Source organism: Bacillus sp. FDAARGOS_235 (genome assembly GCF_002073415.2).
Taxonomy (GTDB): Bacteria; Bacillota; Bacilli; order Bacillales; family Bacillaceae_G; genus Bacillus_A; species Bacillus_A toyonensis.
Genome location: NZ_CP020437.2, coordinates 1,361,610 through 1,379,691, shown reverse-complemented (window position 1 = coordinate 1,379,691; position 18,082 = coordinate 1,361,610). Strand labels below are relative to the sequence as shown.

Here is an 18,082-nt window from a genome sequence, read left to right as displayed (position 1 = left end):
AGTAAACGATATTTTGTTAGATCAAATCAGAAATAAGAGGGATATAAATTCATACGAAAGTATGAAAAAACAGCTCAAATATGAGCTGTTTTCGTATAGTTTTTAATTCATTTGGTAAGGATAGGATGATTAATATCCGTATCCGCCGCCACCCCAGCAGCTACATCCGATAATGATTAGAAGGATGAATAGTACGATAAGCAAAGCAAATCCACCGCCGAAACCAGCACAACTACCACCATAGCTCATGTGTTTTCCTCCTTTTTGTAAATTAATCTATATAATTTATGGACTACTATATACAATATGTTTTTCATGTGGAAAAGGAGCCAGTCTGTATTTGAATTAGACAAATGTCTGTGTGATTCAGGTTTTTCTATATTACATGTGCGGGAAATCTTACAAAATAAAGCGTTTACGGATTAAGAGTATGTTAAAAACGTAAAAATTGTAAAAAAAACCATTTTTATATTTTTTTATGAGGGAATATGTACTATAATTTTACAAGTAATATTATGGGAAAAGGGAGTTTTAGTTTAGAGATGGAGATGGGACGATTACAAAATAAAATAGAAAACAAAAAGAAAGAGTTAATTCAACTTGTTGCGAGACACGGATTGGATCATGATAAAGTTTTGTTATTTAGCCGAGATTTAGATATACTAATTAATAAGTTTATGAATGTAAAAGATAAGGTCCATGAATGAATAATTTATAGTTTTTTATATTAAGATATTCAACGAAAGAAAGGGGAGAAACGTTATTGGAACATTTACAAGATGAGCTTTATAAGCAAATAAAAGAAGAAAAAGGTACTGTTACAGTTTTCTTAAAGAGTGGTGTGAGAATAGTCGGAGAAGTTGCTGGCGTAGACAAATTTACAGTTTTAATGTTAGTAGATGGAAAGCAACAGCTGATTTACAAGCAGGCAGTATCAACAATAATGAAATAAGACACTCTAGTAGAGTGTCTTATTTCATTATTTCTTACAAGATTCAACGTCAATGCCAGCAGCTAATAACTTCTTTTCTCCATCTTGTTCAATAAGTTTTTGTAATTTAGAGAGGAAAGAGTCAAAGTTTGTATGTTTTGCGACTTGGAATGTCATTTTATGTTCAATTGGTAGCCACGTATTAATGTCAGCCTCGTTATGCTGAATTTTTACTTCCAGTTTATCAAGCGCATTAGCAACTTTTGCTTCATACGTTTCTTTTGCTTCAAACTCCATCCATAAATTATATAATTCCTCACCGAGAGAACCTTTTAATGTTTGTTTAATATTTAAAATTGCTTCTAGTTCATTTTTTTGTTTTTTTAATTGTAATTCGTGACTATTCATTGTATCAAAAGCAGGGATATCGCCAGCTTCAGCTTCGACTAGGTCGTGAATAATAACCATTTTAAGTAACTTTTCAATACTTACTTTTTCATCTAAATAAGGCTCAACTAAAATGGCCATTAGAGACATGCGCCATGTATGTTCGGCAACACTTTCTTGGCGTCCGTTAGAAAGCCAGCTATGTCGCATTTCGTATTTTAGTTTTTCTGCTAATGCAATGACTTGTAAAATGTTATGTTCCATCGTGATCCTCCTCTTATTTCCATACCATAATTCTAATATGGAAATGAAATGTGTCAATTTTATGAGTATATTGCGATAAATAGATGATAAGCGTATAATGAACGTTATATGTGAAAACGCATTATTAAAATAAAAAAATGTTTTATAAAAATGAAAAGGAAAGGGCAGGAATATGGGAGACGAAAAACAAGTATTTGCTAGACCAGAAAGAAAAAAAAGGAAGTTTGATATTTCTAGTCCAATGGGCATTATAGTAGGCTTCGCTATTGTAATAGCGGCGATCGTACTTAGTGGCGGTGGAATAAAAGCTTTTAAAAACTTCTTAGATATTCCATCTATTTTAATTGTCATAGGGGGAACGGCAGCGACAATTGTTGTGGCGTATCGATTTGGAGAAATAAAAAAATATACGAAAAGTATTTTTACTGTTTTACATAGAAGAGAAGAAGATTTAGAACAGTTAACGGATTTGTTCGTTGATTTTTCGAAAAAGTCTAAAAAGAACGGTTTGCTTTCTTTAGAAGTTGATGGAGAACAAGTAGACAACCCTTTTATTCAAAAGGGGATTCGTTTAATGTTAAGTGGCTACGATGAAGATGAATTAAAAGAAGTGTTAATGAAAGATATAGAAACAGAAGTGTATGAGCTAAGAAAAGGGGCAACATTATTAGATAAAATTGGTGATTTCGCTCCAGCTTGGGGTATGATAGGGACTTTAATTGGTCTTATCATTATGCTTCAAAATTTGCAAGATACATCACAAATTGGTACAGGAATGGCAGTGGCGATGCTAACGACATTATATGGATCAGTACTTGCGAATATGATCGCAATACCTCTTGCGGAAAAGGTGTATCGTGGTATTGAGGATTTATATACAGAGAAGAAGTTTGTAATTGAAGCAATTTCAGAATTGTATCGTGGGCAAATTCCTTCAAAATTAAAGTTGAAACTTGATACGTATGTGTACGAAACGAAGATAAAAAAAGAAAAACGAGCAGCCTAATATTTCAAGGAGTGGTATGATGATAAAACGATCGCAAAAGGGATCGCCTCGTTGGATGACGACTTTTACAGATTTAACGATGTTATTATTAACTTTCTTTGTATTACTAGTTGCTACATCAAAGCAGGATGCAGTAAAATTGTCAAAGATGCTTGAAAAGTTTAGCGATGCGGAGCAAGTAGATGCAAAAGTAATGGAAAATACAATACCAGATATAACACATGAAAAAAATGATGAAAAAATGATCTCAAAAAAGAGAATGGATGAATTATATAAAAAGTTAAAAGCATATGTAGATAATAACGGTATTAGTCAAGTGAATGTATATCGAGAAGATACAGGGGTAAGTGTCGTTATCGTAGATAATTTAATATTTGATACGGGTGATGCGAACGTTAAACCAGAAGCAAAAGAGATAATGAGTCAATTAGTCGGATTTTTCCAATCAGTACCAAATCCAATCGTTGTGGAAGGACATACAGATAGTAGACCTATTCATAATGAGAAATTCCCTTCTAACTGGGAATTATCTTCAGCGCGAGCAGCTAATATGATTCACCACTTAATCGAAGTGTATAATGTGGACGATAAGAGGTTAGCTGCGGTAGGATATGCAGACACAAAGCCAGTTGTACCAAATGATTCACCGCAAAACTGGGAGAAAAATCGTCGCGTTGTTATTTATATAAAAGAATAGTATATTATTATTTTAATAATAAAATAATAAAAATACGAAAATTCTTTTAAAAAAATATTAAATTTTATCATTTTATTTTGTATAATGAGTGAGAATGATAAGGTGAAATATTAAGATATATTTATACATAGAAGGAGAGAATCAAAAAGAATGGCACATAAAATTTTAGTTGTAGACGATGCGATGTTCATGCGAACGATGATTAAAAACTTATTAAAAAGTAATTCTGAATTTGAAATTATCGGTGAGGCGGAGAATGGAGTAGAAGCAATTCAAAAGTATAAAGAACTTCAACCTGATATTGTAACATTAGATATTACTATGCCAGAAATGGACGGACTTGAAGCATTAAAAGAAATCATTAAAATTGATTCAAGTGCAAAGGTTGTTATTTGTTCGGCAATGGGACAACAAGGTATGGTATTAGATGCAATTAAGGGTGGGGCGAAAGACTTTATTGTAAAGCCATTCCAAGCGGATCGTGTAATCGAAGCTTTAACAAAAGTAGCAAATAGCTAATATAAAAGGGGTGCCACAAGGAATCAAAACAGTGATAGAGGATACACGTGTGGCCCCCCTTTTTTCTTGTTTTAAAACACTAAATTGTTATACATAAATGAAATGTTTGTTAGACAGGTAGGGGATTAAAATGCAAACAGATCTATTGAATATATTTTTTGAGGAATCAGAAGAACATTTACAATCGCTAAATGAAAATGTGCTAACTTTAGAACAAAATCCAGCTGATATGGATGTTGTAGGAGAAATATTCCGCTCAGCCCATACATTTAAAGGTATGTCTGCAAGTATGGAATTTGCGGAAATGGCGGATTTAACGCATAAGATGGAAAACGTGTTAGATGAAATCCGTCATGGGAATATCGTGGTCAATGCGGATATTATTGATGTGATTTTTGAGTGCATTGATAATTTAGAGAAGATGGTTGCAGATGTACAACAAGGCGGAATGGGTAATATTGATGTAGTTTCTACTAAACAGAAATTAGAAGCATTATTGCACGGTAATGTAGTAACGCCTACAGAACATATAGAGCAAGATCATATAGGTAACGATGGTGGAGTTTCGCATGAAGTACATATAACGGTAGAACAGCAAGCTATTTTAAAAGCAGTACGTGCCATTATGTGTATAGAAGCATTGCAAAATGTAGGTAATATACAAAAAACTGTTCCGAGTATTGAAGAAATTGAAGCGGATGCTTTCGGATTTGAGTTCACCGTATTTATGGATAGTGATTATAATGTAGAAGAATTGAAACAAGTAGTGCTTCATATTTCTGAAATTGAGAAAGTAGAAGTGAAGCAAGGACATACATCACAAGAAGCTGTGCAAATAGAGAAAATGATACAATCTTCTGCAGTTGCGCAGGTTGTATCACCTGTAGAAGCACCGAAACAACCAGCTAATACTACACCAGCTAAAAGCACAGTAAAAACGAAAAATGCTAAAGTGGAGAATCGCTCCATTCGTGTTCAATTAGAGAAAATCGAAACATTAATGAATATGTTTGAAGAAAGTGTAATTGAGCGTGGGCGCATTGATGAATTGGCACAAACGATTCAAAACAAGGAATTAATTGAGCATTTAAATCGATTAGGAGATATTTCAAAAGATATTCAAAATGTACTTTTAAACATGCGCATGGTTCCAATTGAAACGGTCTTCAATCGTTTCCCACGTATGGTACGAATGTTAGCGAAAGATTTAGGTAAAAAAATCGATTTACAAATTACAGGAGAAACTACTGAAGTTGATAAAATTGTAATTGATGAAATCGGTGATCCGCTTGTTCATTTAATTCGAAATGCAATTGATCACGGTGTTGAGACTGTTGAAAAACGACGTGATGCAGGTAAAAATGAGACAGGAACGATTAAATTAGAGGCGTTTCATAGTGGAAATCATGTCGTTATTCAAATTACGGATGATGGAAACGGTATTAATAAAGGGAAAGTATTAGAAAAAGCGATTAAAAATGGTGTTGTAACAGAAGCAGATGCGAATAGATTAACAGATCGTGAAGTGTTTGATCTTATATTCCAACCAGGATTTAGTACAGCTGAAGTTGTATCGGATCTTTCTGGGCGTGGTGTTGGATTAGATGTTGTAAAACATACGATTCATAGTTTAGGTGGACATTTAATTATTGATTCTGAGGAAGGAAAGGGAAGTACATTCAGAATTGAACTTCCGTTAACTTTGTCTATTATTCAATCTATGCTTGTTCAAACGAACGATAAGCGTTATGCTTTACCTCTTGGAAATATTGTGGAAGCAATTCGAATTAAGAGAGAAGACATCCAATCCTTACAAGGAAAAGATGTGTTAAATTATCGTAACCAAATTATTGAAGTGAAACATTTAAGTACAGTATTTGGTGAAAAAACAGTAGATGAGGCGTTTGCGTCATATGATGGTCAAATGGTTCCTGTGTTAATTGTTCGTAATACACATCGTAGCTATGGGCTTATTGTAAACACAATTATCGGTCAAAGAGAAATCGTCTTAAAGTCATTAGGTGACTTCTTTGCAGAGAGTTCTAACTATTTCTCTGGTGCGACGATTCTCGGTGATGGACGAGTGGTCCTCATTTTAAACCCAGAAGGTTTATAATAGGAATGAAGGAAAGCTCCCCACTTGTATACAATTGGGGAGCTTTTTGGTTAATTATTATGAATGTATAAAAATAATTATATAACTGGAAATAAATACAGAGTAACGATTTGTATAATCAGTTTGTTAAAATATAATGAGTGTAATAAGTTGAGAGTTTATCCTGCTAGTTGCGGGTTAATAATCAGTGAGGAATGGATAGAAGTCCCATTGATTAAAGTGTCACTTTATATCATTTGATAGAAAAACAGAAATGAGGAGGCAGGGAAAATGCCTGAGCAACACACAAACGGGGAAACGAGCACAATTGTGCTAGAAAAAGAAAATGAGCATTTAACACCTCAAGAATGCGATATTCTTGGCGAAATCGCAAATATATCATTTGGTTCAGCTTCGACTGTATTATCAACAATTTTAAATAGGCAAGTAAACATTACGGCTCCTCGTGTAGAATTGGTAGATTTATATGATACAAGTGATGTTGAAGTTCCACATGTTGTGTTAAATATTCATTTTACAAAAGGATTAGATATGGAAAACCTTCTTGTTCTTAAGCAAGATGTTGCACTATCAATTGCTGATTTAATGATGATGGGGACAGGTGAAGTGGAAGAAGGAAAAGAACTTGGTGAATTAGAGCTAAGTGCTGTACAAGAAGCGATGAATCAAATGATGGGATTCGCAGCTACATCTATGTCGGAATTCTTCCAAGATACAGTAGATATGTCTCCGCCGACAATTAAAGTCGTAAAGCTATCAGAAGAGATGGAGAAAATCTCTGAAATAACTGGAAATAACACAATAGTTAAAGTATCGTTCGATCTAAAAATAGATAATCTTGTAAACTCTAAACTTGTACAAATTGTTTCGGTGGAACATGCGAAACGAATGATAAATAAATTACTGCAATTATCTGGTGAAGTAGAAGAAAGAGATGAACCGGCGGAACTGGTTGAAACTGAGATTGTAGAGGAACATGTTGAAAAAGAGCATTTAACACAAGAAGAGAAAGATGTACTCGGTGAAATTGCGAACATTTCAATCGGTTCAGCTTCAACGGTATTATCAACGCTTTTAAATCAGCCAGTCACGATTAGTACACCAAATGTAGAGGCGATTAATGTTCGTCATTATGATGGAGTACCAGTGCCATTTGTCATTTTAAATGTCGACTTTGTTGAAGGGCTAAAGAATGAGAACGTATTCGTATTTACGAAAGATGTTGCCTTAACAATGGTAGATTTAATGATGATGGGAACAGGGGAAGTTGATCCGGAAAAAGAGCTTAGTGAATTAGAACTAAGCGGTATTAAAGAGATCATGAACCAAATGATGGGGCATGCTGCAACAGCGATGTCGGAAATGTTTCAAGAAAAAATGGACATGACGCCGCCAAATGTCAAATTTGTAACGTTAAAAGAAGAAATGGAATACTTGGGAGAGTCAATGGAAGTGGACGAACTCGTTCAAATTACGTTCAATCTTGAAATTGGCGATCTTCTTCAATCGAAAATGTATCAAATTTTACCCATTTCCGAAGCGAAAGAAATGGTAAGAAGACTTCTGTATCCAATGGTGGAGGAGCAAGAAGAGATTGTCCCGGAAGAAATTGAAGAGGAAGAAATTGCGGCACCAGTTGTACAACCTATTGAATTTAAAGAAGTAAAACAGATTGAACCAGTATATATGGATACATCCATTCTACAAAATGTAGAAATGAATGTGAAATTTGTATTTGGAAGTACTGTGAAAACCATTCAAGATATATTAAGTTTACAAGAAAATGAAGCGGTTGTACTAGATGAAGATATTGATGAACCGATTCGAATTTATGTGAATGATGTATTAGTGGCATATGGTGAACTTGTAAATGTAGATGGGTTTTTCGGAGTAAAAGTGACGAAATCGCTATAAGGCGTTGAAATAGGAGTTTGAACGAGTAGATGAAAAACGTAAAGTTTTTTCTAATGAGTTGGCTATGTATACATGTGTGCTTGTTCTTCCCCCTGCAAAGTCAGGCGGAAGAACAAATTGAGCCAGAGCAAAAAATAAATAAATTGGAAGTAATAGAAGAAAATAAGAAACTTCAAGAACAGCCAGAGCAAGTAGAAATAAATCAAGGTGAAGATGAACAAAAAGAAGTGACGAATGAACAAAAGAGCGAAAGAAAGATAGAAACGGATCAAGGTGTTATTACAGTAAATAAGCCAGAGCTAAAAGTTGGCGAAGAAATGCGGATTACTGTAGAACCAAACGAGAAAGACATTCAAAGTATGAAAGGTATATTGCAGTTACAAAGAAATGGCGAGCAGTATGCACAAGAAAGAATGCTATCTTTTGAGTATGATGAAGAAACGAAGCGATGGATTGCTAACTATAAAGTCGAGAGTTTTGATTTACAAGGTGATTGGAATCTTCATCTCGTTCAAAGTTACAAAGAAAATGAGAAGGAAGAGCTCATAGAAAATGAAGTGAAAGTCCCGCTCGTTCGTATTGGAAATGAAACACCAACTATAGATAAAGAATTGCCGAAGTTACATAAAGTTACTATTGATGAAGCAAAAGAGAACTTAATTGAACGGAAACAGGGAGATTCTATACATATACGAGTGAAAGCTGCCGATGTAGAATCTGCTGTGAAAGAAGTGCGCGTTACATTAAAAGGGAAAGATGATAAAGAAATTCCCTTTTTATTAGACTACAACAAGCGTGACATGGATTGGCAAAAAGTATTTGAACTAACTGATGCCTTGCCAAATGGACAGTATAAACTATTTGTAGAAATAGTGGATGCTGCAGGCAATAAACTTGTTGCGGAAAGTGAATATATCGTTTCTGTTTTGGGACAAAAAATGGAAGATGATAAAAAAACAGAAGAGCAAGAGAATGAAAATAAAGTAGAAGATAAGAAAGAAATTAGTAAGCAAGAAGATTCGAAAGTAGAGATCGTGCTTCCAGAAGAAAAACTTCCAGTTGTTCAAATTCCGAAGCAAGACGAGAAAGTAAATGAGTTTATACAAGAAACATTGAAAGAGAAAGAGGAATTCCCTCACGTTATAAAAGACCCATTGGCAGATAATAAGGAAGTAAGTAATGTAAAGGCTCAAAAAGAGAAAACAGGTAAAAATGACAAGCAAGACGTTTCGAAAAAGAAAACAGAGCCAGAAGATAAGAAAGAAGAAAGAAGTGAACAAGGAGTACAAGCTTCTAATGTGTTTACTATTATGTCAGGTTTATTTGTACTATTTTTAGTTTTAAAGAGTAATAAAGAATGGGGCTAATCATTTCGTAGTAGTGGAGGCATTTAAATGGAAATTAACCGTACGACAGTTGAAAATAAGACGCTACAACCATTAAAACAGCCTGCAGCTATTTCGGAACATGAAATTCAGAAAGAACGAAAGCATAGTAATTTAGTGTTTAGTGGGCAGTCTAAAATCATTTCGAAAAATAATGAAATAGGCATTTTACTTGCAAGTTTAGGCGATGGAAAGATTATGAAGGAAATACTTTCTAAAGAGATGGATACAGTGTTACAACTCTTTAAAAAGTTACATACGTTATCTGGAGAAGGTAAGCAAACAGAAAAAATATTTGAACAAGTAATTAGAAGTTTACAAGGACTTGTTAAGCAGGCGCATATAAAAGATCTTCCTTTATTAGATGGAACATATGATTTCGCTGAAGTACAACTATCATTTGGTAGAAAGGTACATATTCCGTTATTAGATGTAAGTGCACTTATCTCTAGAGTGGAGAGTGATTCTTCAGAAGGAAATATAAATTTAATGGTAACGGTTATTACTGCTTATATAACGAAGTTGTCTAACGAAACCATTTTAATTAGCGTTACAGACCGCACGGCAAAAGATCGGGATGTCAGTGTATGGAGAGCGCTCGCAGAAATGAATATGACACAATTGTCACAGGCGTTGAAACATACAATGCAAGAACATAAATGGTCTATGACGTTTCTTTTTCTTTTTATATGGATTGTTGGTATCATGTTAATTCGAGTTATATAAAAAGGTCGTCACTTCATTGTGACGACCTTTTTAATCCCGTAAAAGTCCGATTGGTATGTGCTGATTAAAGTTTCACTTTATATTTTTTCATAGAAGAATGTATCGAACCGCTGAAGGTTGTAACGTTCGGGTGTTAAAATTTGTTCTGTACTACCAACAAATAGTACACCGCCTTTTCGTAAAGAACGACTAAACTTTTCATAAAGCTTTACTCTTGCTTCTTCTGTAAAGTATATCATTACATTACGACATATAATTAAATCGTAATTTGTATCGAATGACTGCATTAAGAGGTCGTGTTGTTTGAACGAAACGTTTTGCTTAATGTTTTGATGCAATGAATATGTATCATTCTCTTTTGTGAAATGACGCTCTTTCAAATCGATAGGTAATTCTTTTAAAGAACGTTCTGTATATTGACCGCGTTTCGCAGTTTCTAAAATATGAAAATCAAGATCTGTTGCTTGAATTTCATAGCGAAATGGAGAAAGATGTTTCGATAAAATTAAAGAGAGTGTATATGGTTCTTCACCAGCAGCGCAAGCAGCACTCCATACTTTTAATTTCCCGTTATTTTGTTCAAGTAATTTTGGCAGTGCTTTCGTCTCTAACGTTTGCCAACGTTCTTTATTTCTGAAAAACTCTGAAACGTTAATTGTAATATAGTCAATAAAACTTAAAAATAAATTTTGATCAGCACGTAAATGATTTAAGAAATTTGCGTAGTTGTCAAATCCTTTTCTTGAAATGAAAGCATCGATTCTACGGCGCATTCTATCCTGTTTATACGAAGCGATATCCATATTGTATTGTTGTTTAAAACTCGCGATAAAATGATCATAATCTTGTTCAATTATCATATTTACAATGGGCACAATAACGATATTGTGCCTCCCCCTTTACATCATACGAATTTTTTGTTCAAAGCTTTTTTTCATCTGTTTTTCATGTAAACCCGGTAAATCATAAATAACAGCATCAATACCTGCTTCTTTTGCAACGTCAATGGGAATGACAGATGTATGTTTGTCCCCGTTATAAAAACAGAGAACTAAATCGGTATCTTCAATAATTTGTTTTACAAAAAACATAAAATCTGATCGATAAATGGAGTCGGAAGGATGGTCAAAAGCAACATACTCGGCTCCGTGTTTTTTTAAGTAATGAACGACTTCTTGAAATTCATCTGTTAATGCTTGTAACGGTTGTAGCGTGTAAAGGCATAAATTTTGAGCGAGTCTTTCGTTTTCAATGAAAAAACGAAGAACTTCATTTTCGATAGATTTATAACATAATATGTAAATTTTATGTTTGTGAGCATAGTCAGTTAGAAATTTTTTAATTTCATCTTGATCTAATGCTGTTAATTGATTTGAACCACAAAGAAAAATATTCATAGAATTGTGCCACCTCATGCTAAATTGTAACATATCTTTTATAAAAAATAACTGCAAAATATTACTGTTCAGAGTATAATTATAAATAACTGGATTTTACGATTAAGTTTAGGAAGAAATAAAAAAATAAATAGGTGATATATATGCTACGTTCTATCTCGCATAATCCAATTTTATCGCATATACCGCCTGCTACTCAAATGCCGAAAGAAGCAAATGTCAGGACAGGACTTGCATTTTCGGATAATTTGCATGCAGATCCGAAAAAAGATAAATTGCTAGAACAAATGGAAGCGTTTGTCGATAATATTGGAGAAATAAAAGAGAAAATTGAAATGGAATTAACGCTTGATAATGTCATGGAATACAAAAATACAGTGAAATCATTTTTGAATTTTTACGTAGATAATGTATTGCAATATAAAGACGTTATGTCTCGTCATCCGCGTTACGGATATTCACAGAAAATGACGATTGTGAAACAAGCAGAAATGGGATTAAATGAATTAGAAGATGTGATGAACTTAATTAATACAAAAACTGGACATTTAGAAATGTTAAATCAAATTGGAGAAATCCACGGTTTAATTGTAAATTTAGTCTTGTAAAAGGAAGGAAGCTATATGTACATACAATTATATGAGAAGCTCGTTATTATTCAAAAAGCATATGAAAACATTCAAACGCTTGGAGAACAAATATATGAGAATTTAAAACATAAAAATGTAAATGCAGTTCAAAAGTTGCAAGTAGAGCAATTGCAGTACATTGATGGTTTAAAAGGATTATCGAGCGCATTTGAAGAAATGGTTGTTCAGTTTTGTAAAGAAAAGGGCGTTGAGCCATCTCGCGTGAGTGCATTATTTTCGTATTTTTCCCATGAAGAAATTGAAAAAATGGAAAAAATACAAAAAAACTTAGTTGAATTAGAAGAGAATGTAAAAATGATTCTTTTAAAAAATCAATATTACTTAAACGTACTATTAAAAACTACAGAAAGTATTGTGGATTCCGTTTCTGAATATAATTTGGAGCGAAACAATAATTCGCAAATCTTTATGAATGAACTATTGTAAAGGAGAAGTGAAGCTTTATGAGATTATCTGATTATAATACACCGCTATCAGGTATGTTAGCGGCTCAAATGGGGTTACAAACAACGAAACAAAACTTGTCTAACATTCATACACCGGGTTATGTGCGTCAAATGGTGAATTACGGATCTGTTGGAGCAAGCAATGGTCATACGCCAGAACAGAGAATTGGATACGGTGTACAAACGTTAGGTGTCGATCGTATTACTGATGAAGTGAAGACGAAACAGTTTAATGATCAATTATCACAACTCTCTTACTATAATTACATGAATTCAACGTTATCACGAGTAGAGTCTATGGTAGGGACGACAGGAAAAAATTCATTATCTAGTTTAATGGACGGCTTCTTTAATGCTTTTCGTGAAGTGGCAAAAAATCCAGAACAACCAAATTACTACGATACATTAATTTCTGAAACTGGGAAGTTCACAAGCCAAGTAAATCGTCTTGCGAAAAACTTAGATACAGTGGAAGCACAGACGACAGAAGATATTGAAGCACATGTTAATGAATTTAATCGTCTTGCCGCAAGTTTAGCAGAAGCGAATAAAAAAATTGGACAAGCAGGCACACAAGTACCGAATCAACTGTTAGACGAACGAGATCGCATCGTTACAGAGATGTCTAAGTATGCCAATATAGAAGTATCTTATGAATCTATGAATCCTAATATTGCAAGCGTTAGAATGAATGGTGTTTTAACAGTAAGTGGACAAGATACATATCCCCTTCAATTAAATAAAGAAAAAGACCCAATGTCAGTTGAGATTTACGGTTCAGAAATCTCTGTAACTAGCGGAGCAATAAAATCAGCGATTGATACGAAAGCGAAGATTGTTGAATATAAAAAAAACCTTGAAGGTTTAATGAGTTCAGTGAAAAATCAAGTGAATACAGTGATGGGAAAAGATTTCTTCGTTGGCGATTATGCGAAAGATATGAAATTAAATCCAGAATTTGCAAAAGACATTTCGAAAATGAAAATATCTGCTGAAACAGCAAATAAACTAGCAGCAATTACAGATGGCGATTATAAAGAAGGCCTTTCTAATAAACAAGCATTAGACCAATTCATAGTAGGTGTAGCTTCTGATAAAAGTGCAGTGAATGCTTATCAAAAAATTCATGGAGACTTATTAGAAGGTATTCAGCAAGAGAAGATGAGCGTCGAAGGGGTAAATATGGAAGAGGAAATGGTAAATTTAATGGCCTTCCAAAAATATTTCGTGGCGAACTCTAAAGCGATTACTACGATGAATGAAGTGTTTGATAGTCTATTTTCGATTATTAGATAATGTGAATTAGAAAAGAAATCCCCTCTTTTTTATGGTTAGAAAGAGGACCTACGGATGGGAGAGGCGTTCAATGCCTATCATTGGCCCAATCGATGTAAGACTAGAAATATAAAATGGTTGTAGGTTAAGTGAGTTAAGAGGATAGCGATAGGAAGCTGTGGATTCTTCTTAACACCAATTCAAATATAGATAAAGGAGAAGAGAGAGATGAGAGTATCTACATTTCAAAATGCAAGCTGGGCAAAGAATCAGTTAATGGATTTGAACGTGCAACAGCAATATCATCGAAATCAAGTAACTTCGGGGAAGAAAAACCTTCTTATGAGTGAAGACCCACTTGCAGCAAGTAAATCATTTGCAATTCAACATTCATTGGCAAATATGGAACAAATGCAAAAAGATTTAGCCGATTCGAAAAATGTATTAACACAAACTGAGAATACTTTACAAGGTATTTTTAAATCTTTAACGAGAGCAGATCAATTAACGGTGCAGGCATTAAATGAGCCAAATGGTGAAAAAGAATTGAAAGCCATCGGTGCAGAGATTGATCAAATTTTAAAACAAGTTGTATATTTAGCGAATACGAAAGAGCAAGGTCGTTATATTTTCGGTGGTGATAGTGCGGAGAAGCAACCATTTACAGAAGATGGTACATACCAAGGTGGAAAAAATGATGTAAATTGGCAACTAAATGACGGTTATGAATTAAAAGCGTTTCGTAACGGAGAAGCATTATTATCTCCGGTTATAAAAACGTTAAAACAGATGAGCGAAGCGATGCAAAAGGGTGACCAAAAAGCGTTACAACCGTTATTAGGAGAAAATAAGAAAAACTTAGATGGCATCATTAACCGTACAACTGAAGTTGGTTCAACAATGAACACAATGGAAACATTTAAAACAATTTTAAGCGAGCAAAATTTAGCGCTTCAAGAAAATCGTAAAGAAATTGAGGATGTCGATTTAGCGGTAGCAATTTCTGACTTAGCGTATATAAATGCGACGTATGAAGCGACGCTTAAAGCAGTTAGCACGATGAGTAAAACGAGTATTTTAGACTACATGTAATCTATAAGGAGTGAGAAAAATGGCAGGAACAACGATGACAGGTATTGGTGGTAGACAACAAATTTGGAATCTCGGAAATAATATGATCGATACTTCAAACTTCGTCGAATTAGAAATGAATGCGTTAGATATGAGGAAAACACCGTATACGAAAGAAAAGAACGACCTTACAAATGATAAATTATTATATACAAGTTTAAAATCAGAATTTAGTTCTTTCACACAAACATTTAAAAACTTAGCGGCTTTTAAAGGGAATGAAAAAAAAGTAACGACAACACAAGACGGTTATATAAATGTAAAAGCTGATGGTGGTGCGATTGCAGGAACTTTTAATATGACAATTACACAGCTAGCGCAGCGTCATCAAATAGCTTCAAATGACATTACAGATATAAATGCAAAGCTTCCTAAAGATGAAACATTAAAACTAGGCGGTAAAGAATTAAAAGTAACAACTGATATGACATATAAAGATTTAATTAATAAGATTAATGATGGAGATTATGGCGTATCAGCTTATACACTTGGAAATAAAATTTTCATGACCTCGAAAAAAGAAGGAACAGATGGAGTAATTAAGTTTGAGGGGAACACATCTACACTATTTCAAGATATTGGTTTAGCTAATGCGGATGGAGTAGCGCTTAATGTAATCAATGAAGCGCAAAATGCTAAATATAGTATTAATGGTATCACAGCTGAAAGCTTTACCAATACAATTGAGGCTCTTCCAGGCGTGAAAATTGAATTATTAAAGGTAACTGAGCCAAAAGTGGAAGGGACACCAGATGCTGGCACAACACCAGATCCAAAAACAAAAGGTATAGACCTAAAATTTACAGTAAATGACTCAAACGTAACAGATGCATCGAATGTTATTAAGAAGATGGTTGCGGATTATAATAAAGCTGTTAGTACGGTAGATATCTTTGCCGGAAAAGGTGGGGCTTTCCAAGGTCAAGCCATTATGCAAAGTGTACGTCAAGCGATGAACAATGTCGTAACATTTTCCCAAGATGGTAATTATTTATTCACATTTGGTATTCAATTAAAGCAAGATGGAACGATGGAAGTTAATGATGAAAAATTAACACAAGCATTAAAAGAAAAACCTGATGCAGCGAAGCAATTTTTCTTTAGTTCTAACGGTTTAGGAAAAATGATGGAAGAGCCACTTGATAAACTATTTGGTGATAAAGGTGTAGTCGGTGAGAGAGTAAAAAATATTGACTCACGTGTAAGTGATTTAGATAAAAAGATTAAAGATATCGAGACGCAAAACTTGCAAAAGCAAGATGAAATTGTGAAGAAGTATCAAAAATTAGAAAGTACATTAGCGGCGCTTGATAGCCAGCTAAAAACAATTAAAGCAATGACAAAACAAAAAAGTGATGATTAATGAAAGTTAAGGAAGTGATGGTATGCAAGCATGGCAACGTTATATGCAAAATGATATTATGACGAGTAATCCGATTAAAAATACAATTTTTATCTATGAAAGATGTATTGTAGAGTTTCGTAATTTAGAAGAGCTTTTACATACTTTTAAACTACAAGAAGGAGACGCGCTTCTTGAAAAGTTAGAACGTATTTTTGAAGAATTGAAGCTTCAATTGAACCCTGAAATTACGAAAGACTTATATGATAGTCTTTATGGTTTATACGATTGGATTAGTATTCAAATTCAGACGATGAAAGTAACGCGTGAAGCAAAAGACATGGATGCGATTGTGAAAGTGTTACAAGATTTAATAGACGGTTACCGCGGAGCACTTGAAAATGAACAATGATATTTATCGGACGTTTTTCGGCTGTTTTAATGAAATCGGTGAATTGCAAGTGTCAGATGGAGAGTTTGCTGAGAAGAGTGAGATGTTAAATCGCTGGATGATGACATTGGATGAAGAAACGCGTGCGCAAGTTGCAGCAGAAGTAAGTCCATTCATTATTAAGGCAGCGCAGCATATTCGAGATAAGCAAAAGATTTTGGAAGAAATGATTATGACAAATGATGGACGAATGAAAGCTAATTCATTTTACGGTAAATATTAATAATACAGTTTACAAATGGATTTCCCCTTTTTAAAGGGGATCCATTCCTTTGTTTAAGTAAATAGTTCCGCTGATTGAGGTTTCATTTTATGACTGTAATGAAAAAATAGTAGTAATCTAAATAATATAAAAATGAACTTTAATGTGTAGTTCATATATGAAAATAGTTCACGGATCACTGTCTGTATACAGTTTTTTGTATTCTTTTTTATATTTTTGTATTTTTCTAAAGACAACAATGGAAAAATGGAATAAAATATGTAAGGGTACATAATAGTTAATATTTTAATAAATACATATAATAAAATAAATAATGAAGTGAAACTTCCATCAGTGGATCATTAAGGTAGAAAAGGAAGGGTGTGGAATATGCCAGATTTAGTGAGTGATGTAAGCCATTATATGAACTATTTAGTAACGAAACGAAATACTGTTTCTAGTAATATTGCAAATGCGAATACACCTGGCTATAAAGCACAAGATGTAACATTTGCTGAGCAGATGAGTAAGAGCAGTGCGTTATATAAGAACAATGCGGCTGATTTAAAGAGCAATCCAGATTTATATCAAACGAATGAAATGCACTTACCGACAGTAAATATGAAAAATACGTATGCAAAGATTCAAACGAAATCAATGCAAAAGAATCAAGATGGAAATAGTGTGGATGTAACGACAGAAATGCTAGATTTAATGAAAGCAAATCAGTTATACGGTATTTCAATTAATGCAATTAATACACAATACGCAATTAACCAAGCGGCACGTGGACGTTAAAGGTAGAAGGAGAGAAAACGATGTTTCAGGCAATGAATGCAAGTGGCTCAGGACTAACGACAGCGAGAAAGTGGATGGAAGTTACTTCAAACAATATTGTAAATGCGAATACGACAGCCGCTCCGGGGGCAGATTTATATGAGCGTCGTAGTGTGGTGCTAGAATCAAATAATAGTTTTGCAAGTATGTTAGACGGGGCTCCTACTAACGGAGTGAAAATAAAAAGTATTGAAGCAGACAAAACGGAAAACTTAGTGTATGATCCGACGCATCCGCATGCAAATGAAGAAGGATATGTACGTTATCCAAATATTGATGTAACTGCTGAAATGACGAATGTTATGGTTGCTCAAAAAATGTATGAAGCAAATACAAGTGTATTAAATGCGAACAAAAAAATGCTCGATAAAGATTTAGAAATTGGACGAGGATAAGGGGGAAGATA

The 18,082-nt window shown here is 33.9% G+C and carries 22 protein-coding genes; 18 read left to right on the top strand and 4 right to left on the bottom strand.

What is annotated here, in order from left to right:
* Positions 1-129: 129 nt before the first annotated feature.
* Positions 130-249: a YjcZ family sporulation protein gene (locus A6J74_RS08695; RefSeq protein ID WP_000120179.1), complete on the bottom strand. Its 120-nt coding sequence runs from the start codon at positions 247-249 to the stop codon at positions 130-132.
* 239 nt (positions 250-488) lie between these two features.
* Here A6J74_RS08695 and A6J74_RS08690 point away from each other — a divergent pair, with 239 nt between their 5' ends.
* Positions 489-707, top strand: a complete 219-nt coding sequence (locus A6J74_RS08690) for an aspartyl-phosphate phosphatase Spo0E family protein (protein WP_000291695.1) — start codon at positions 489-491, stop codon at positions 705-707.
* A 56-nt stretch (positions 708-763) separates the two neighbouring features.
* Complete coding sequence (gene hfq, locus A6J74_RS08685) at positions 764-952, top strand: RNA chaperone Hfq (protein ID WP_000400654.1); 189 nt, start codon at positions 764-766, stop codon at positions 950-952.
* Between the two features lie 27 nt (positions 953-979).
* Here hfq and A6J74_RS08680 read toward each other — a convergent pair whose 3' ends face one another.
* The gene (locus A6J74_RS08680) at positions 980-1,582 is read right to left on the bottom strand and encodes an HD domain-containing protein (protein WP_000400750.1); all 603 of its coding nucleotides are present in this window, start codon (positions 1,580-1,582) and stop codon (positions 980-982) included.
* A 172-nt stretch (positions 1,583-1,754) separates the two neighbouring features.
* Between A6J74_RS08680 and A6J74_RS08675 the strand changes: the two genes are divergently transcribed.
* The 7 genes from A6J74_RS08675 (at position 1,755) to A6J74_RS08645 (ending at position 9,945) form a co-directional block, all read left to right on the top strand.
* Entirely contained in the window at positions 1,755-2,588 is an 834-nt protein-coding gene (locus A6J74_RS08675) for a flagellar motor protein MotP (RefSeq protein WP_000502107.1), read from the top strand.
* A gap of 19 nt (positions 2,589-2,607) precedes the next feature.
* The gene (locus A6J74_RS08670) at positions 2,608-3,285 is read left to right on the top strand and encodes an OmpA family protein (RefSeq protein WP_000596068.1); all 678 of its coding nucleotides are present in this window, start codon (positions 2,608-2,610) and stop codon (positions 3,283-3,285) included.
* A gap of 150 nt (positions 3,286-3,435) precedes the next feature.
* Positions 3,436-3,804, top strand: a complete 369-nt coding sequence (locus A6J74_RS08665; protein WP_000940571.1) for a response regulator — start codon at positions 3,436-3,438, stop codon at positions 3,802-3,804.
* A gap of 130 nt (positions 3,805-3,934) precedes the next feature.
* Entirely contained in the window at positions 3,935-5,920 is a 1,986-nt protein-coding gene (locus tag A6J74_RS08660) for a chemotaxis protein CheA (protein ID WP_001192579.1), read from the top strand.
* Between the two features lie 270 nt (positions 5,921-6,190).
* A complete protein-coding gene (locus A6J74_RS08655) occupies positions 6,191-7,834 on the top strand; it encodes a flagellar motor switch protein (protein WP_001115037.1) in 1,644 nt (547 codons plus the stop codon).
* 29 nt (positions 7,835-7,863) lie between these two features.
* The gene (locus A6J74_RS08650; RefSeq protein ID WP_000800073.1) at positions 7,864-9,201 is read left to right on the top strand and encodes an Ig-like domain-containing protein; all 1,338 of its coding nucleotides are present in this window, start codon (positions 7,864-7,866) and stop codon (positions 9,199-9,201) included.
* 27 nt (positions 9,202-9,228) lie between these two features.
* The gene (locus tag A6J74_RS08645; RefSeq protein WP_000405179.1) at positions 9,229-9,945 is read left to right on the top strand and encodes a hypothetical protein; all 717 of its coding nucleotides are present in this window, start codon (positions 9,229-9,231) and stop codon (positions 9,943-9,945) included.
* Positions 9,946-10,022: 77 nt separating this feature from the next.
* Here the strand turns inward: A6J74_RS08645 and A6J74_RS08640 are convergent, their stop codons facing one another.
* Together A6J74_RS08640 and A6J74_RS08635 are read right to left on the bottom strand one after the other, a co-directional pair.
* On the bottom strand, positions 10,023-10,805 hold the full coding sequence (locus A6J74_RS08640) for a CheR family methyltransferase (RefSeq protein WP_000582904.1): 783 nt from the start codon (positions 10,803-10,805) through the stop codon (positions 10,023-10,025).
* A gap of 39 nt (positions 10,806-10,844) precedes the next feature.
* Entirely contained in the window at positions 10,845-11,342 is a 498-nt protein-coding gene (locus A6J74_RS08635) for a hypothetical protein (protein WP_001020087.1), read from the bottom strand.
* A gap of 143 nt (positions 11,343-11,485) precedes the next feature.
* Between A6J74_RS08635 and A6J74_RS08630 the strand changes: the two genes are divergently transcribed.
* The 9 genes from A6J74_RS08630 (at position 11,486) to flgC (ending at position 18,071) form a co-directional block, all read left to right on the top strand.
* A complete protein-coding gene (locus tag A6J74_RS08630) occupies positions 11,486-11,950 on the top strand; it encodes a YaaR family protein (RefSeq protein WP_000946323.1) in 465 nt (154 codons plus the stop codon).
* 15 nt (positions 11,951-11,965) lie between these two features.
* A complete protein-coding gene (gene flgN / locus A6J74_RS08625; protein WP_000275891.1) occupies positions 11,966-12,418 on the top strand; it encodes a flagellar export chaperone FlgN in 453 nt (150 codons plus the stop codon).
* A gap of 17 nt (positions 12,419-12,435) precedes the next feature.
* Positions 12,436-13,734, top strand: a complete 1,299-nt coding sequence (gene flgK, locus A6J74_RS08620; protein ID WP_001239720.1) for a flagellar hook-associated protein FlgK — start codon at positions 12,436-12,438, stop codon at positions 13,732-13,734.
* Positions 13,735-13,941: 207 nt separating this feature from the next.
* Entirely contained in the window at positions 13,942-14,805 is an 864-nt protein-coding gene (locus tag A6J74_RS08615; RefSeq protein ID WP_001266434.1) for a flagellar hook-associated protein 3, read from the top strand.
* Between the two features lie 19 nt (positions 14,806-14,824).
* Positions 14,825-16,207, top strand: coding sequence for a flagellar hook-associated protein 2 (locus tag A6J74_RS08610; RefSeq protein WP_000929294.1), 1,383 nt, complete (start codon positions 14,825-14,827; stop codon positions 16,205-16,207).
* Positions 16,208-16,229: 22 nt separating this feature from the next.
* Positions 16,230-16,598, top strand: a complete 369-nt coding sequence (locus A6J74_RS08605) for a flagellar export chaperone FliS (RefSeq protein WP_001149518.1) — start codon at positions 16,230-16,232, stop codon at positions 16,596-16,598.
* Positions 16,588-16,860: a hypothetical protein gene (locus A6J74_RS08600; protein ID WP_001058073.1), complete on the top strand. Its 273-nt coding sequence runs from the start codon at positions 16,588-16,590 to the stop codon at positions 16,858-16,860. The genes A6J74_RS08605 and A6J74_RS08600 overlap by 11 nt, the downstream gene beginning before the upstream one ends.
* Before the next feature lie 369 nt (positions 16,861-17,229).
* On the top strand, positions 17,230-17,637 hold the full coding sequence (flgB, locus tag A6J74_RS08595) for a flagellar basal body rod protein FlgB (RefSeq protein WP_001113112.1): 408 nt from the start codon (positions 17,230-17,232) through the stop codon (positions 17,635-17,637).
* Positions 17,638-17,657: 20 nt separating this feature from the next.
* On the top strand, positions 17,658-18,071 hold the full coding sequence (gene flgC / locus A6J74_RS08590) for a flagellar basal body rod protein FlgC (RefSeq protein ID WP_000484909.1): 414 nt from the start codon (positions 17,658-17,660) through the stop codon (positions 18,069-18,071).
* Positions 18,072-18,082: the final 11 nt, after the last annotated feature.

What these genes read in the sequence shown, in the direction of transcription:
- A6J74_RS08630 (WP_000946323.1), top strand. Translation starts at nt 11,486, where the DNA reads ATGCTACGTTCTATCTCGCATAATCCAATTTTATCGCATATACCGCCT.
- A6J74_RS08655 (WP_001115037.1), top strand. Translation starts at nt 6,191, where the DNA reads ATGCCTGAGCAACACACAAACGGGGAAACGAGCACAATTGTGCTAGAA.
- A6J74_RS08600 (WP_001058073.1), top strand. Translation starts at nt 16,588, where the DNA reads ATGAACAATGATATTTATCGGACGTTTTTCGGCTGTTTTAATGAAATC.
- A6J74_RS08680 (WP_000400750.1), bottom strand. Translation starts at nt 1,582, where the DNA reads ATGGAACATAACATTTTACAAGTCATTGCATTAGCAGAAAAACTAAAA.
- A6J74_RS08605 (WP_001149518.1), top strand. Translation starts at nt 16,230, where the DNA reads ATGCAAGCATGGCAACGTTATATGCAAAATGATATTATGACGAGTAAT.
- A6J74_RS08690 (WP_000291695.1), top strand. Translation starts at nt 489, where the DNA reads ATGTACTATAATTTTACAAGTAATATTATGGGAAAAGGGAGTTTTAGT.
- A6J74_RS08675 (WP_000502107.1), top strand. Translation starts at nt 1,755, where the DNA reads ATGGGAGACGAAAAACAAGTATTTGCTAGACCAGAAAGAAAAAAAAGG.
- A6J74_RS08615 (WP_001266434.1), top strand. Translation starts at nt 13,942, where the DNA reads ATGAGAGTATCTACATTTCAAAATGCAAGCTGGGCAAAGAATCAGTTA.
- A6J74_RS08695 (WP_000120179.1), bottom strand. Translation starts at nt 249, where the DNA reads ATGAGCTATGGTGGTAGTTGTGCTGGTTTCGGCGGTGGATTTGCTTTG.
- flgN (WP_000275891.1), top strand. Translation starts at nt 11,966, where the DNA reads ATGTACATACAATTATATGAGAAGCTCGTTATTATTCAAAAAGCATAT.
- A6J74_RS08610 (WP_000929294.1), top strand. Translation starts at nt 14,825, where the DNA reads ATGGCAGGAACAACGATGACAGGTATTGGTGGTAGACAACAAATTTGG.
- flgB (WP_001113112.1), top strand. Translation starts at nt 17,230, where the DNA reads ATGCCAGATTTAGTGAGTGATGTAAGCCATTATATGAACTATTTAGTA.
- A6J74_RS08635 (WP_001020087.1), bottom strand. Translation starts at nt 11,342, where the DNA reads ATGAATATTTTTCTTTGTGGTTCAAATCAATTAACAGCATTAGATCAA.
- A6J74_RS08650 (WP_000800073.1), top strand. Translation starts at nt 7,864, where the DNA reads ATGAAAAACGTAAAGTTTTTTCTAATGAGTTGGCTATGTATACATGTG.
- A6J74_RS08645 (WP_000405179.1), top strand. Translation starts at nt 9,229, where the DNA reads ATGGAAATTAACCGTACGACAGTTGAAAATAAGACGCTACAACCATTA.
- A6J74_RS08660 (WP_001192579.1), top strand. Translation starts at nt 3,935, where the DNA reads ATGCAAACAGATCTATTGAATATATTTTTTGAGGAATCAGAAGAACAT.
- A6J74_RS08665 (WP_000940571.1), top strand. Translation starts at nt 3,436, where the DNA reads ATGGCACATAAAATTTTAGTTGTAGACGATGCGATGTTCATGCGAACG.
- A6J74_RS08670 (WP_000596068.1), top strand. Translation starts at nt 2,608, where the DNA reads ATGATAAAACGATCGCAAAAGGGATCGCCTCGTTGGATGACGACTTTT.
- A6J74_RS08640 (WP_000582904.1), bottom strand. Translation starts at nt 10,805, where the DNA reads ATGATAATTGAACAAGATTATGATCATTTTATCGCGAGTTTTAAACAA.
- flgC (WP_000484909.1), top strand. Translation starts at nt 17,658, where the DNA reads ATGTTTCAGGCAATGAATGCAAGTGGCTCAGGACTAACGACAGCGAGA.
- flgK (WP_001239720.1), top strand. Translation starts at nt 12,436, where the DNA reads ATGAGATTATCTGATTATAATACACCGCTATCAGGTATGTTAGCGGCT.